Raw genomic sequence first — 14539 nt, 5'->3', positions numbered from 1 at the left:
CATGCCAATGCTACGACTGAACGCTGAGTCGGATGCTCAGCTCGCGCAACTGCTTGGGTGCCGCGGGGCTTGGCGCGCCCATCAGCAGGTCTTCGGCCTGCTGGTTCATCGGGAATGCCGTGATTTCGCGCAGGTTCTGCACGCCGCACAGCAGCATGACGATGCGATCCACGCCGAAGGCCGCGCCGCCATGGGGTGGAGCGCCATACTGGAAGGCGCGGTAGAGGCCGCCGAACTGCTCCTCGACCTCGCTGCGCGACTTGCCGGTCAGCTCGAACGCCTTGACCATGGTTTCTGGCAACTGGTTACGGATCGAGCCGGAGGCGATTTCATAGCCGTTGCAGACCGCGTCATACTGATAGGCCTTGATGGTTAGCGGATCCTGGCCATTGAGTGCGTCGATCCCGCCCTGCGGCATCGAGAAGGGGTTATGCGCGAAGTCCACGCGCTTTTCTTCCTCACTCCACTCGTAGAACGGGAAGTCGACGATCCAGCACAAAGCGAACTGCTCGGTATCGATCACGTCAAGGTCGGTGCCGACCTTGGTGCGGGCTTCGCCGGCGAACTTGTAGAACTTTTCGGGGCGGCCGCAGACGAAGAATACGGCATCGCCGTCATCGAGGCCAAGCTGGGCCTTGAGCGCCGCGGTACGCTCCTCGCCAATGTTCTTGGCGATAGGGCCACTGCCCTGCCCGTCCTTGAAGAAGATATAGCCCAAGCCCGGCTGGCCCTCGCCCTGCGCCCAGGCGTTCATGCGGTCGCAGAAGGCCCGGCCGATCGGCTCGGCGCCGGCCTTGTTCTTGGCCGGGATGGCCCAGACTTCGACCTTGGCGTCGGCTTCGATCTGATTGGCGAACACTTTGAAGCCCGAACCGGCGAAATGCTCGGTCACGCCCTCGATCTCTATCGGATTGCGCAGGTCGGGCTTGTCCGAGCCATATTTGCGGATCGCCGTGTCATAGGGAATGCGCGGCCAGTCCTTGGTGACGCGCTTGCCATCGGCAAACTGCTCGAAGATCGAGGTGATCACCGGGGTCATGGTATTCCACACGTCTTCCTGGGTGACGAAGCTCATCTCCAGGTCGAGCTGGTAGAACTCGCCCGGCAGACGGTCGGCGCGCGGGTCTTCATCACGGAAGCATGGCGCAATCTGGAAATAGCGGTCAAACCCAGCCACCATCAGCAACTGCTTGTACTGCTGGGGCGCCTGCGGCAGCGCGAAGAACTTGCCCGGATGGATGCGGCTGGGCACCAGAAAGTCGCGCGCGCCTTCCGGCGACGATGCCGTCAGGATCGGCGTCGAATATTCGGCAAAGCCCTGCTCGGTCATGCCCTGGCGCATCGCCGCGATCACCTTGGTGCGCTTGACGATATTGGCGTGCAGCTTCTCGCGGCGCAGATCGAGGAAGCGATAGCGCAGGCGCACGTCCTCGGGATAATCCTGATCGCCGAAGACCGGCAGCGGCAGCTCCTTGGCGACGGACAGCACTTCGAGCTCCTGGATGAACACTTCCACCGTGCCAGTGGGCAGGTTCGGGTTCACCGCAGCGGCGTCGCGCAGCTTCACTTCGCCATCGATGCGGATGACCCATTCCGAACGTACCTTCTCGGCCGCGGCGAAGGCAGGCGAATCAGGGTCGATGACGGCCTGAGTCAGCCCGTAGTGATCGCGCAAATCCATGAACAGCAGGCCGCCATGGTCGCGGATGCGATGCACCCAGCCGCTGAGGCGCACGGTCTGGCCGGCATCCTTGGCAGTAAGGGCCCCGCAGGTGTGCGAGCGGTAGGGGTGTGAGGTCATGGTCGGAACTCTGAAAAAAGGCCGGAATCTTGGCGGGAAAAGCGCATGGGAGTCCCTGCTTGTCAAGCTGGACGGGCTGTCCGCCCGTGATCGACGCGGCGCTCGCGATAACCCGTGGCCAATACTCGACAAATGCGGTCTGGAGTGGACCTGCCTCACCTGCTAGGAAGAATATTGACGAATTTGAGACGGAAGCCGGTATGGACCTGATTGTTTCCACAGATGTGCTCGCCGCATTCTGCGAGCGCGCTGCGAAGTTCGATTTTGTGACGGTGGATACCGAGTTTCTGCGCGAAACGACTTATTGGCCGAAACTCTGTCTCATCCAGGCTGCGACCAATGACGAGGCGGTGCTGATCGATCCACTGGCACCGGACTTCGATCTGGCGCCGTTTTTCGCGCTGCTCGCCAATCCGAACATCACCAAGGTGTTCCACGCAGCGCGCCAGGACATCGAAATCTTCGTCAAACTGACGGGCAAGGTGCCGGTCAATATCTTCGATACCCAGATCGCGGCCAGCGTCTGCGGCTTCGGCGACAGTGTCTCCTACGACAATCTCGTGCGTTCGATCACTCAGGTGGAACTGGACAAGTCGAGCCGTTTCACCGACTGGGCCGCGCGCCCGCTGTCGGAAAAGCAGCGTCTTTACGCGGTGGCTGACGTGACCCATCTGCGCGACATCTATCGCGAGCTGCGCAAGCAGGTCGACGCGACCAAGCGTTGGGACTGGGTGGAGGACGAGCTGGGCGTGCTGCGCAGCATCGACACCTATGTGGTCCAGCCCGAACAGGCGTGGGAACGCCTCAAGATGAAGATCAACCGCCCACGCGACCTGGCAGCCCTGAAAAAACTCGCTGCCTGGCGCGAGAAGCGGGCGCAGGATGGCGACCAGCCGCGCAGCCGCGTGCTCAAGGACGACGTGCTGTTCGAGCTGGCCATGCAGCGGCCGCTGACGGCGGAGGCCTTCGAAAAGCTCCGGGCCGTGCCGCGCGGCTTCGGCCGCAGCTCGGCCGCGGCCGAGATCATGGTGTTGCTCAGGGACGTCGAGGCCCTCGGGAAGGCCGACCTGCCCGATATGCCGGAACGCTATCGCGGTCCTTCGCCCAAGGGCGCGGTCGGCGATCTGGTTCGCGTACTGCTGAAATCGGTAGCTGAACAGCACGGCGTGGCCGCGCGCATCATCGCCACCTCCGACGAGATCGACGCGCTGGTGCTGGACGACGAGGCCGATGTGCCGGCCCTCAAGGGCTGGCGCCGCAAGCTGTTTGGCGACAAGGCGCTGGATATCAAGCACGGCCGCATCGGGCTCGTCGCCACGCGCAAGGGCGTGGTGGAGATCGCGGTCAAGGACACCGTGCCGGCCGAATAGGCCGCGCGGGGCTACGCGACCCGCACTGCCGAGCTCTTGAATCCGGCCACGCCGGCGAATTGATCCAGCCGGCCCTGCAGGTGCTCGCCATCGAGAAACGCCAGGTCGGCGGGCAGCACCAGCGACAAGGCGTCGTCGGCGACCTCGAAGCGGATGCGCGGCAGGATGCCAGGCATGGCGGCGGTCATCGGATAGGCCACGCGAAACAGCGTACCGATCAGGCGGGCGCGTGCTGTGTGTTCCGCGGAACCAAGGCTGGCGAGCTTGCCTGCAGTCTTGCTCTTGAGACCGTCATAGCGCACGGCGATCACCTGGGCGAGAAAGGCCCGGCCGGGATGGTCCACGCCACTTAAGGATCCATAGGCCACCGAATCGACACTTTGTGGACCGCGATAATCGGGGTGAGCGCGCCAGCCGATGTCGGCGAGCAGACAGGCAACGGTCCGCAACCGCGCCTGTTCGCCCGTTTCGGCCGTGCCGGAAGCCGCGAGAAACTGTCCGGCAAACTCGACAAGGTCGCTGGCATGCGAGGGCGAGCGAGACCGCAGCACCGAAAGTTCCTCGGCGCCCTGGATCAGCGGGTCGATCGCCTGCTCGCGCCGGTCCAGCATGCCATAGAGGTAGCCTTCGCGGACGCCGAGGGCGGAAAACACCACCTCGGCAAACCCTCCGGCCTTGAGCACTTCGGCAAGCACAGCTGCGCCGAATGGCACCAGTTCGCGGCGTGACGAGCTTACGTGCTCGGCGCCCTCGTAGGACTTGAGCGAGTTGGCCCCGACAATCGCCGTACAGAACTGGACCATCTCCTCGGCCGGCACGACATAGTGCTGTACCATGCGGAGCGGATAGCCGCGCACGATCTGATGCAGCTTGGCCAGCGAACGCCAGGTGCCACCGATGGCGGCGAAGGCCGTGCCCGGTTGTGCCTTGGACAAAGAGGACTGGCGCAGGCGGTCGCGAATGATGCTCGTGGCGTCGACCGGCGCACCATTGCTGTCGTCCTGCAGCCGGATAACCCCGATTTCGAAGGATTCGCCGTCGGTGTCGCTGCCATTGGTGATGCTCGACAGCTCAAGGCTGCCGCCGCCCAGATCGCCCACCACACCCGAGAAGCCGGGAATGCCGGCCACGGCGCCAAGCGCGGCGTAGTGAGCCTCCTGCTCGCCACTCAGCACCTGCACCTTGGTCTCCATCAGCGCCTCGACGGCATCGACGAATTCCTGGCGGTTGGCGGCGTCGCGCACGGCCGACGTGGCCAGCACATAGACCTTGCCTACTCGCATCATCCGCGCCACCAGGGCGAAGCGCTTGATTGCATTGAGGGCCTGGGCCACGTTGGCGTCAGCCAGCCGACCGGTCTGGCCCACACCGCGTCCGAGGGCGCAGGCCGATTTTTCGTTATAAAGCGGGGTCAGTGCGCGGGCATGGCGCTCATAGACCACCAGACGCACGGAGTTGGAGCCGATATCGAGCACGGCGACGGGCTTGGCACCCTTGATACGGCCCTGCGCCGTCGGATCGGCGTCGACGCCCCAGAACTGGTTCAAGCCTAGCCCTCGTCACCCTCGACCCCGCCGGCGCTGCCACGACCGGACAGCGACGGATTGGTCATGAAGTAGTCGTGCGCGTTGAAGGGCTCTTCGCCCTCGGCCACACGCATTCGATGCGAGCTGCCGTCAGGCAGCACTTCCCAGCTCTGCTGGTTGTCGCGCAGATAGGCAACCAGAATCCGGTCGAGGATCTGCTTATGCACGGTCCTGTTGAGGATCGGTACCATCACTTCGACGCGCCCGTCGAGGTTGCGGCCCATCAAGTCGGCGGAGGATATATAAACCTTGGCGCGCGGGTTGGGCATGGCCTCGCCATTGCCGAAACAGTAGATGCGGCTGTGTTCAAGGAACCGGCCGACGATCGATTTCACCCGAATATTGTCCGAGAAACCGGGGATGCCCGGCCGCAGGCAGCAGATGCCGCGCACGATCAGGTCCACCTTCACCCCGGCCTGGCTTGCATCGTAAAGCGCGTCGATGATTTGTGGGTCGACCAGCGAGTTCATCTTCAGCAGGATGCTGGCCGGCTGGCCATTGCGGGCAAATTCGATCTCGCGGGCAATGTCGTTCAACAGCGTCTGCCGCAGGTTGACTGGCGACACGGCGATGGTCTCGAGCTCGGTCGGCCTTGCATAGCCGGTGATGAAGTTGAACACCCGTGCCACGTCCCGGGTAATCGCCGGGTCGATGGTGAAATAGCTGAGGTCAGTATAGATCTTGGCGGTGATCGGGTGATAGTTGCCGGTGCCAATGTGGCAATAGCTGACCAGCTTGCCCTTTTCGCGCCGCACCACCTGGCTGAGCTTGGCATGGGTCTTGAGCTCGATAAAGCCGAACACCACCTGCGCCCCTGCCCGCTCCAGATCGCGCGCCCAGCGGATATTGGCTTCCTCGTCGAAGCGCGCCTTGAGTTCGACCAGGCACGTCACGGACTTGCCGGCCTCGGCGGCCAGTACCAGCGCCTTGATGATCGGGCTGTTGGCCGAGGTGCGATAGAGCGTCTGCTTGATCGCCACCACTTCGGGGTCGCGCGCCGCCTGCATCAGGAACTGCGCCACCACGTCAAAGCTCTCGAACGGGTGGTGTACCAGAATGTCCTTGGCACCGATGGCGGCGAAACTGTCGCCGTTGAAGTCACGGATGCGCTCGGGGAAGCGCGCATGATATGGCGTGAACTTGAGGTCCGGCCGGTCGACGTCGCAGACCTTGCTGGCATCGGCGAGGCCCAGGAATCCCTGCACCTCGAACACCTCGCCTTCCTTGACGCTGAGCTGTTCGCCGATCTGGCGCTTGAGCGCGCGGGGCATGGAGCTTTCGATTTCCAGCCGGATCACCTGCCCGCGCCGGCGCTGGCGCAGGGCCGATTCGAATTCCACCACCAGGTCGGCGGCTTCGTCGTCGATTTCGATTTCGCTGTCACGGATAACCCGGAAGGCGCCCGAGCCGACCACTTCGTGGCCGGGGAACATCTTATGGAAGAAGAGCTTGACCAGCGTGTCGATGGTAACGACCTCGCTGCGCCCTTCGGAGACCAGTCCGCTCGGCAGGTTGATGAAGCGGTCGAGATTGCCCGGGATGCGCACCAGTGCAGTCAGTGGCAGATCGTTGTCGGGGCGCTTGAGTTCAAAGGCAAGCGCTAGGCCCAGATTAGGAATGAAGGGAAACGGGTGCGCCGGATCGACCGCGATCGGGGTCAGCACCGGGAATATTTCCTCGCGGAACAGCTTCTGGAGATAATTGACCTGATCGGTCGTCAGGTCGTCTGCCTCGTGGATCACCACGTTCTGTGCGAACAGTTCCTCGCGCAGGCTTTGCCAGTGGTCCTGCTGCTCGAGCTGCAGATGCTGGGCGAGCGTGGCGATTTCTTCCATCTGTTCGGCCGGGGTCAGCCCGTCGGCGCTCTGCTTGGTGAGACCGGCGCGCATCTGCCCTTTGAGGCCGGCGACACGGACCATGTAGAATTCGTCGAGATTGTTGGCCGAGATGGAGACGAAGCGTAGTCGCTCCAGCAGAGGGTGGTTGATATTGCCGGCCTCTTCGAGCACCCGCATGTTGAATTGCAGCCAGCTAACCTCGCGATTGACGAAACGCGCCGGGCTCTTGCGCAGCGCCTCGGTATCGGGAACCGAGACATCGGCTTCGGCGAAATCGCTCAGGTCATTCATCGTCTTGGGTATCCCAGTCCTGTTCGTGGCTCGCCTGGCCGCGCGCGGCCCGCCGGCGGTCGAGTGCATCGGCGGCGATGCTGCGGGTGATGGCCGTGCCTTTGGTGAGGGCCAGCCGGTCCATGAGGTCAGCAAGAATCACCACTTCCTCGGTGGAGCGCTCCATGCGCGCTACCAAGTAAGCGATGGTTTTTGGATCGACCATGATCTGGCGATCGCCGAAGAGTTTCACGAACATCTGTGACAATTGAATGTCGTCCGTCAGTTCCAGCGTGAATGCGGTGGCCCGGCGGGCCCGCGAGCGCACATCATCGGTCGTCAGCGGCCAGTTCGCAACGTCTTCCCGTGCGGTCAGCAGAATTGGCCGCAACTCGCGCATGGATTGGTTGAGCAGGTGGAACAGGCCCGCCTCGTCGTAGCCGAGCCGATCCACATCTTCGACGATCAATGGCGCGGTACCACCTTCGGTGGCCAGCTTCTCCAGGTCGTCGACTGCGGCAAAGCGGGCGCCGGAGCGGTCTGCAAAGATGCGCGCCAGGTGCGACTTGCCCGATTTGGCCGGGCCGGTCAGCAGCGTTATCGGGTCAGGCCAGTGCGGAAAGGCCATGACGCGACCGTGGGCCAGCGCATTGCCCTCCCCGACTAGGAAGTCGGCCTCCCCATGCGCCGGCGTATGGCCCAGCTCCAGTGTCAGCTGGCCCTTGGGCTCACCGCTTTCAGGGGTTGCTGGCAGGGCCATGGGGGCCACCGTTCTGCCCGAGATAAAGGGTGCTTGCCTTGTACTTGGCCACGCCGTAGCGCACCAGAACCGAGGCAATGGCCGCCATGGGCACCGCCAGCAACAGGCCGACAAAGCCGAACACGGCGCCAAGGGCCAGCAGGGCAAACATCATCCAGACCGGGTTGATGTTGATCGAGGAGCCCACCAGCTTGGGATAGAGGATGTTGCCCTCGATGAACTGCCAGAACAGGAAGATGGCGGCAACGGCACCCACCATCCACGGGTCCCCCGAATACTGCACGATGGCGATGCCCACCGACAGGCCGAAGCCGAAGATGAAGCCAACAAAGGGCACGAAGCTGAGCAGGCCGGCTATGAGCCCGACGACCAGACCGAAATTCAGCCCGAGCAGGCTAAGCGCCGTAGCGTAGAACGCCGCGTCGATCAGCAGCACGCCGCCCTGCCCGCGGATGACGCCGGCCATGGCCTTGTCGATGTCGCCGAGGATGGTGTTGATTTCGCCCTTGTGATCCTTGGGCAGCAAGCTTTCGATGCCGTGCACCATGCCTTCCCAGTCCAGCAGCAGATAAAAGGCCACCACGGGAGTCAGCACAGTAAAGCCGATGACTGCCGCGCCGGTCAGGCCGATACTGACCAGTTCTCCGGGCAGCGTGGTGATGAAGCCGAGCAATTGCCGCGTCACGTCGTTGATGCTGGTCTGCAGTTGAGCGGCCCGTTCAGGGCCGAGCCATTCATTGATGTCCGGCGACCAGCGGGCAAACAGCGCCTGCAGATCGGCTACATATCCGGGCGCGCGCTGCAGCAGTTCGATGATCTGCTGGCCGATCAGCGGCAGGAACATCAGGAACAGGCTGAGTACGATCGTGATGACGCAGAGCAGCACGACGGTGGTGGCCCAGGCCCGGTTGAAACGCCATTTTTGCAACTGGTTGACGAGCGGATTGAGCAGGTAGGCCAGCGCCGCGCCGACGACGAATGGCAGCAGGATGCCCCGGAAGATCCAGAGCAGCAGGATGAGGACCACCAGGAATGTGACCCAGATCAGCACTTGATTTCGCAGTACCATGGTGCTGGGCGGCCCTTGCGTCGGTGTGGTGGAGAAGCTATCAGGCCGTCTAGCTTCCGGCTCCGGCGTTGGCAACCGCCTTGCTCTTCCGGTAACGGCTTTACGCACGCTTTCCCCACACGGTATTGAGGCCAATGTCCGATCCACAAAACCTGACATCAAACGGTCTGTCATACAAGCAGGCTGGCGTCGATATAGATGCCGGCAATGCGCTGGTCGAGGCCATCAAGCCGGCGGTTCGTTCCACGCGCCGCCCTGGCGCGGATGGCGAGATCGGTGGCTTCGGCGGCCTCTTCGATCTCAAGGCAGCCGGGTTCACGGATCCTGTGCTGGTCGCCGCCAATGACGGTGTCGGCACCAAGCTCAAGATCGCCATCGATACCGGCAATCACACCACCATCGGGCAGGACCTGGTGGCCATGTGCGTCAACGACATTATCGTGCAGGGCGCTGAGCCGCTGTTCTTCCTCGACTACTTCGCCACCGGCAAGCTCGATGTGGAACAGGGCACCGCCATCGTCAACGGCATTGCCGAAGGGTGCCGCATCGCCGGCTGCGCGCTGATTGGCGGCGAGACTGCCGAAATGCCCGGCATGTATCACGGCAAGGATTATGACCTGGCAGGCTTTGCCGTCGGCGCCGCCGAGCGCGGCACCCTGCTGCCCCGCGCTGATATTGCCGAAGGCGATACGCTAGTCGCCATCGCATCGTCGGGTGTGCATTCCAACGGCTATTCGCTGGTGCGCAAGATTGTCGAGCTCTCGGGCGTCGACTGGTTCATGGATGCGCCTTTCGCGCCGGGCCAGTCGCTTTCCGAAGCGCTGCTGACGCCCACCCGCATCTATGTGAAGCCGCTCCTTTCCGCCCTCAAGGCGGGCATCGCCATCAAGGCGCTGGCCCATATCACCGGCGGCGGCTTCATCGACAATATCCCGCGCGTGCTGCCCGATCACCTGGCGGCCCATGTCGATCTCAATGCCGTCACCGTGCCCAAGGTCTTCGGCTGGCTCAGCCATGTCGGCGGCATGAACGAGCGCGAAATGCTGCGCACCTTCAATTGCGGCGTCGGCATGCTGGTGGCGGTGGCTCCGGAGGACGCCGCAAGGCTGGTGGAACACCTCAACGCCGCCGGCGAAATTGCTTCCGTGGTCGGCGAGCTTACCGCCCGCACTGGCGAGCCAGTGACCTTCGAAGGCAAGCTGGCGCTGTGAGCCGCAAGCGCGTCGGCATTCTCATCTCGGGCCGCGGCTCGAACATGCAGGCACTGATCGAGGCCGCCAAGGCGCCTGACTATCCCGCCGAGATCGTCGGCGTGTTCTCCAATCGCGCCGCCGCGCCCGGGCTGGCGATAGCCGCCAGTCATGGCATCGCTACGGCGTCTCTTGCGCAAAGCAAGTTCCCCAGCCGCGACATGTTCGAGGATGTCATGACCCAGACGCTGGAAAGCTGGGACGTTGACATCGTGTGCTTCGCCGGCTTCATGCGCATCCTGGGCAACGACTTCATCGATCACTGGCTGGGCAGGATGATCAATATCCACCCCTCGCTGCTGCCCCTCTACAAGGGCCTCCACCCCCATCAGCAAGCGCTCGACGCTGGCGCCGTCGAACACGGGTGTTCGGTGCATTTCGTCACCCACGGCATGGACGAAGGCCCGGTGATTCTACAGGCAAAGGTGCCGATCCTGCCCGGTGACGACGCCGAAACGCTCGCTGCCCGTACGCTGATCGCGGAACATCGCCTCTACCCCGAGGCGCTGCGGATGCTGGCTTCAGGTGAAATTACCGCTCCCTGACGGCCCCTCGGTCATCACCAGATTTGATCGAACCCATCGTCAAAATCGGTTCGACCTTTGTTCTCATCAGGCGTAGCTTCCCGGCTCAACCCGGGAGGCCCCCATGGCGCAACGCGACTGGTTCTGGATCATCTTTCTCGGCGCCATCTGGGGCTGCTCGTTCATCTTCAATGCCGTGCTGATCCGCGAGATCGGTCCGCTCTGGGTTACCTCGTTCCGCGTCGGCATCGGTGCGCTGGGGTGCTGGGCGGTGATGATCGCGCTGCGCAAACCCATCCCGCGTGACCCGGTCCTCTGGTTGAAGCTCGGCGCGCTGGGCGTGCTGGCCTATGCCATCCCCTTCGCCTTGTTCCCCCTGGCGCAGGCCAATCTTGCCAGCGGTGTGGCGGCCATCATCAATGCCCTCACTCCGATCATGACGGTGATCGTCAGCCATTTCTGGATCGGCGGCGAGCGCGCCGGTCGGGTCAAGAGCGCCGGCGTGGTCGTCGGCTTTGTCGGCGCCGCGATCCTGGCTTCACCGGCCCTGCTCTCCGGCGGTCAGTCGCAGCTCTGGGCCGTCGGCGCCTGCCTGCTGGCCACGTTCTGCTACGCGCTCACGCTCAACATTACCCGCAGTTTCAAGGCGATCGAGCCCACGGCCCTGGCGGCTATTGCGCTCACCGGTGCGGCCATCGTCGCCATTCCGGTCGCCTACATCACCGAAGGCACGCCGGTCATGGTGCGCACCGAAACCTGGCTGGCGGCCGCCGCCATCGGGCTGATCTCGACGGCCTTCACCTTCCAGATCATGTACCGCATCCTGCCGCGCGTGGGCGCCACCAACTTTGCGACCACGACCTTCATCGCCCCGATCTCGGCGGTCATCCTCGGCGTCACGATCCTGCGGGAAACGGTGTTGCCGATCCAGATCCTGGGCATGCTGGTCATCTTTACCGGCCTGCTGTTGATCGACGGTCGCATCGGCAAGCTCTGGCGGCAAAGAGCGGCCTGAGGCGGAACAGACCGGGCCGCCGGGACGTTCCTGTCACCACAGGAGCGTCAATCATGAACCAGCCCAGACCCGATATCGATCCACGTCCGATTCCAGAAATCGTGCCGCAGCCCGAGCCAACCCAGCCTCAGCCGGTCGAACCCTATCCGCCGCATCCGCAGGAACTGCCCGACACGCCCCAGCCGGTGGAAGACCCGACGCCCGGGCAACCTATGCCCGAGCCTGGCCCTGGAGAAGATCAGCCGCCGACGCGCGCCTGACCCCTGCAGAGGGGCTATTCGATGCCCAGCTTCTTCTTCATCAGATCGTTGAGCGCCTGCGGGTTGGCCTTGCCGCCCGAGGCCTTCATGGCCTGGCCGACAAACCAGCCGATCATGGTCGGCTTGGCCAGGACCTTGGCCACCTGATCGGGATTGGCGGCGATGATCTCATCGACGATGGCCTCGATGGCGCCCATGTCGGTCACCTGCTTCATGCCGCGGCGTTCGACAATTTCGGCCGGCTCGCCCTCGGGCTCCTCAGCGATGATGACCTGCAGCAAGTCCTTGGCGCCCTTGGACGAAATTGTCCCGGCGGAGACGAGATCGACGATTCCGGCGATCTGCCTTGGCTTGAGATGTGTCTCCCAAACCGCGAGCCCCTGGCTGTTGGCAAAGGCAGCTACGTCGGCATTGAGCATGTTGGCCACGGCCTTGCCGTCGCGCTTGGTGCCGTCGAACGCCACGCAGGCTTCATAGAAGTCCGCGGTCTCGCGGTCGAGTGTCAGCACCATGGCATCATAGGTGGTGACGCCATAATCAGCGACGAAGCGTGCCTTCTTTTCGTCTGGCAGTTCTGGCAGTCCTTCTGCCAGCATGCTGACGAATTTCTCGTCGAATTCGAGCGGCAGCAGGTCCGGGTCGGGGAAGTAGCGATAGTCATGCGCTTCTTCCTTGGACCGCATCGACCGCGTCTCGCCGGTCTTGGGATCGTAGAGGCGCGTCTCCTGGTCGATCTTGCCGCCATTTTCCAGGATATCGATCTGCCGCCGCGCCTCATATTCGATGGCCTGGCCGGCAAAGCGGATGGAGTTGACGTTCTTGATCTCGCAGCGCGTGCCGAATTCGCCACCCGGCTTGCGCACCGAGACATTGACGTCGGCGCGCATGGAGCCCTGCTCCATATTGCCGTCGCAGGTCCCCAGATAGCGCAGGATGGTGCGCAGCTTGCCGAGATATTCCTTGGCCTCTTCCGAGGAGCGCAGGTCTGGCTTCGACACGATTTCCATCAGCGCCACGCCCGAGCGGTTGAGATCGACGAAGCTCATGTTGGGGTGCTGATCGTGGATGGACTTGCCGGCGTCCTGTTCGAGATGCAGGCGCTCGATACCGATCTCGATCTGGCCGTCGGGCATGTCGAGATAGACCACGCCTTCCCCGACGATGGGGTCCTTGAACTGGGAGATCTGGTAGCCCTGCGGCAGGTCGGGATAAAAGTAGTTCTTGCGGTCGAAGACGCTGCGCTTGTTGATCTGCGCCTTGAGGCCGAGCCCCGTCCGCACGGCCTGGCGCACGCATTCCTCGTTGATGGTCGGCAGCATGCCGGGCATGGCCGCATCCACGAAGGAGACGTTGGAATTGGGCGGATTGCCGAATTCGGTCGAGGACCCGGAGAACAGCTTGCTCTCGCTGGTCACCTGGGCATGGACTTCCATGCCGATGATGACTTCCCAATCACCGGTGGAGCCGGCAATGAAGCTCTTGGGGTTCGGCGTACGGGTATCGATGAGGGTCAATTGGACGTCCTGAGGCGAAGGCAAAGGTAGTATGTGATTACTTAGGACGAGCCAGCGATGCAACGGCTCTTTCTCCCCTCGTCCCTTGAGGGAGAGGGTGATTTTCCGCGTTCAGCGGGAAATCGGGTGAGGGGTACTGCGCTGGCCCCCTCGCGAAAAGTAGGTGGTTTCGGAGCGTGCGGAGCGTCCGCAGCCGTTCGAGCGTAGCTCTCATGGCCTTCTTCACTCAAATCGCTCCACCGGAGCGATTTGCCCTACGGGACGCTTATAAGTCCTCGTCGTCGATATCGCCCTCGAAGGGGCGCAGGCGCTTTTCGAGGTGCACGCTCATGAAGGGCTCGTGCGCTGCCCTTCCGTCCGGTCGCAGCGCCAGGATGCGGTAGCCTTGGCGCTCGTAGAAGCGGACCGCGCGTACATTGTCGGCTGGCGTCTCCAGATGCACCCGCTCGGCGCCCTCGAGCTCCAGCATGGATTCCATGCGTCGCAGCAGCATCGAGCCGATGCCGTGACCCTGCAGCTCCGGCATGACGAAGAGATAGGGAATGTAGGCGCGTCGTGACGAGCGCGAACACCAGGCGACCGCAATGCCATCGACTTCGGCCACGATGATGCGCGACAGCGTCTCGGCCACGGCCTGCGTCAGCCGGCGCTGCTCGGCCTCCTTGAGGCCCGCTTGTTCCGACAGCAAGGGGAAGATGCCGCTCTCCCAGGCACGATAGGCGATATCGGCTAATCGGCGGGCGTCGGCGGTCTCGGCCTTGCGAATGGAAATGCCTGCCATGGTGACCTCCTGCCTAGCTGCGGCGGCGCGCCGCGATGATACCCTTCTCGTAGTTGATGTTCCAGTCGATCAGGGTCCGCCACACAAGTTCGGCCTGATCCTCGTCAAGATCAAGGGCCAAACTGCGGTCGCGAACCTTGGCGATCACCGCCTCGATGCGGGCGGGGTCGCGCGCCTCGTGCGGATCGGTCTTGATCTGCGCCATTCGCGTCACATAGCGGTGCCGCTCGGCAAACAGCGCCAGCAGCGCGTGGTCGACGCGGTCGATCTCGGCGCGGACATCGTCCTTGGTCTCACACTGGTCGGGCGATTTGGCTTCGGTCACGGCGGGTTCCAGTCAGGTTTGCTGTTGCTGGTTTGCACCGCCCGGCCGGCGATTTCAACCGCCTGTCTTGCGCAATTGGTCGTGTCGGCGCTATCAAACCCGAATGTCTAGTCAGTCTGAAACCGCCTGAAGCCCCGTCCATCTGCGACGGGGCATGAATGAACCGATCGACCGCC

At 63.3% G+C, this 14539-nt stretch carries 13 protein-coding genes; 5 read left to right on the top strand and 8 right to left on the bottom strand.

The genetic code is table 11. The features are described 5' to 3' along the window. Positions 1-10: 10 nt before the first annotated feature. Entirely contained in the window at positions 11-1801 is a 1791-nt protein-coding gene (aspS, locus tag V6M52_RS03195; RefSeq protein ID WP_332699363.1) for an aspartate--tRNA ligase, read from the bottom strand. 200 nt (positions 1802-2001) lie between these two features. Here aspS and rnd point away from each other — a divergent pair, with 200 nt between their 5' ends. Continuing rightward, positions 2002-3171 carry a ribonuclease D gene (gene rnd, locus V6M52_RS03190; RefSeq protein ID WP_332687204.1) on the top strand — a complete coding sequence of 390 codons (1170 nt, stop codon included), beginning with the start codon at positions 2002-2004 and terminating at the stop codon, positions 3169-3171. Positions 3172-3182: 11 nt separating this feature from the next. On the opposite strand, the gene V6M52_RS03185 is transcribed toward rnd, so the two are convergent. Genes V6M52_RS03185 through V6M52_RS03170 form a run of 4 tightly spaced genes read right to left on the bottom strand, consistent with a single transcriptional unit; the run spans position 3183 to position 8694 of the window. Next, a complete protein-coding gene (locus V6M52_RS03185; RefSeq protein ID WP_332687202.1) occupies positions 3183-4718 on the bottom strand; it encodes a Ppx/GppA phosphatase family protein in 1536 nt (511 codons plus the stop codon). A 2-nt stretch (positions 4719-4720) separates the two neighbouring features. Beyond that, complete coding sequence (locus V6M52_RS03180; RefSeq protein WP_332687198.1) at positions 4721-6886, bottom strand: RNA degradosome polyphosphate kinase; 2166 nt, start codon at positions 6884-6886, stop codon at positions 4721-4723. Then, positions 6879-7625, bottom strand: a complete 747-nt coding sequence (locus V6M52_RS03175; RefSeq protein ID WP_332687196.1) for a hypothetical protein — start codon at positions 7623-7625, stop codon at positions 6879-6881. Before V6M52_RS03175 ends, V6M52_RS03180 begins: the two co-directional genes overlap by 8 nt. Continuing rightward, on the bottom strand, positions 7603-8694 hold the full coding sequence (locus V6M52_RS03170; protein WP_332699360.1) for an AI-2E family transporter: 1092 nt from the start codon (positions 8692-8694) through the stop codon (positions 7603-7605). The genes V6M52_RS03175 and V6M52_RS03170 overlap by 23 nt, the downstream gene beginning before the upstream one ends. Positions 8695-8828: 134 nt before the next feature. On the opposite strand from V6M52_RS03170, the gene purM reads away from it, so the two are divergent. The 4 genes from purM (at position 8829) to V6M52_RS03150 (ending at position 11743) form a co-directional block, all read left to right on the top strand. Further along, a complete protein-coding gene (gene purM / locus V6M52_RS03165) occupies positions 8829-9905 on the top strand; it encodes a phosphoribosylformylglycinamidine cyclo-ligase (protein WP_332699357.1) in 1077 nt (358 codons plus the stop codon). Continuing rightward, positions 9902-10489 (top strand): phosphoribosylglycinamide formyltransferase, encoded by a 588-nt coding sequence (gene purN / locus V6M52_RS03160; protein ID WP_332699354.1) that lies wholly within the window; start codon positions 9902-9904, stop codon positions 10487-10489. Before purM ends, purN begins: the two co-directional genes overlap by 4 nt. Before the next feature lie 103 nt (positions 10490-10592). Continuing rightward, on the top strand, positions 10593-11483 hold the full coding sequence (locus V6M52_RS03155; protein WP_332699351.1) for a DMT family transporter: 891 nt from the start codon (positions 10593-10595) through the stop codon (positions 11481-11483). 53 nt (positions 11484-11536) lie between these two features. Then, on the top strand, positions 11537-11743 hold the full coding sequence (locus V6M52_RS03150; protein ID WP_332687186.1) for a hypothetical protein: 207 nt from the start codon (positions 11537-11539) through the stop codon (positions 11741-11743). A gap of 14 nt (positions 11744-11757) precedes the next feature. Here V6M52_RS03150 and gatB read toward each other — a convergent pair whose 3' ends face one another. The 3 genes from gatB to V6M52_RS03135 all read right to left on the bottom strand — a co-directional run bounded on the left by gatB (position 11758) and on the right by V6M52_RS03135 (position 14363). Further along, positions 11758-13257, bottom strand: a complete 1500-nt coding sequence (gene gatB / locus V6M52_RS03145; protein ID WP_332687184.1) for an Asp-tRNA(Asn)/Glu-tRNA(Gln) amidotransferase subunit GatB — start codon at positions 13255-13257, stop codon at positions 11758-11760. 265 nt (positions 13258-13522) lie between these two features. Further along, positions 13523-14038, bottom strand: a complete 516-nt coding sequence (locus V6M52_RS03140; protein ID WP_332691393.1) for a GNAT family N-acetyltransferase — start codon at positions 14036-14038, stop codon at positions 13523-13525. A gap of 13 nt (positions 14039-14051) precedes the next feature. Then, on the bottom strand, positions 14052-14363 hold the full coding sequence (locus tag V6M52_RS03135; RefSeq protein WP_332691390.1) for a chorismate mutase: 312 nt from the start codon (positions 14361-14363) through the stop codon (positions 14052-14054). Positions 14364-14539 lie beyond the last annotated feature (176 nt).

Origin of the sequence: Devosia sp., from assembly GCF_036676215.1 — a bacterium.
GTDB lineage: Bacteria > Pseudomonadota > Alphaproteobacteria > Rhizobiales > Devosiaceae > Devosia.
This window is presented reverse-complemented; position numbering and strand designations above follow the sequence as displayed.

Excerpts from the sequence above, each read along its gene's own strand:
- V6M52_RS03150 (WP_332687186.1), top strand. The coding sequence starts at position 11,537 with ATGAACCAGCCCAGACCCGATATCGATCCACGTCCGATTCCAGAAATC.
- V6M52_RS03170 (WP_332699360.1), bottom strand. The coding sequence starts at position 8,694 with ATGGTACTGCGAAATCAAGTGCTGATCTGGGTCACATTCCTGGTGGTC.
- V6M52_RS03180 (WP_332687198.1), bottom strand. The coding sequence starts at position 6,886 with ATGAATGACCTGAGCGATTTCGCCGAAGCCGATGTCTCGGTTCCCGAT.
- V6M52_RS03140 (WP_332691393.1), bottom strand. The coding sequence starts at position 14,038 with ATGGCAGGCATTTCCATTCGCAAGGCCGAGACCGCCGACGCCCGCCGA.
- aspS (WP_332699363.1), bottom strand. The coding sequence starts at position 1,801 with ATGACCTCACACCCCTACCGCTCGCACACCTGCGGGGCCCTTACTGCC.
- purM (WP_332699357.1), top strand. The coding sequence starts at position 8,829 with ATGTCCGATCCACAAAACCTGACATCAAACGGTCTGTCATACAAGCAG.
- V6M52_RS03175 (WP_332687196.1), bottom strand. The coding sequence starts at position 7,625 with ATGGCCCTGCCAGCAACCCCTGAAAGCGGTGAGCCCAAGGGCCAGCTG.
- rnd (WP_332687204.1), top strand. The coding sequence starts at position 2,002 with ATGGACCTGATTGTTTCCACAGATGTGCTCGCCGCATTCTGCGAGCGC.
- V6M52_RS03155 (WP_332699351.1), top strand. The coding sequence starts at position 10,593 with ATGGCGCAACGCGACTGGTTCTGGATCATCTTTCTCGGCGCCATCTGG.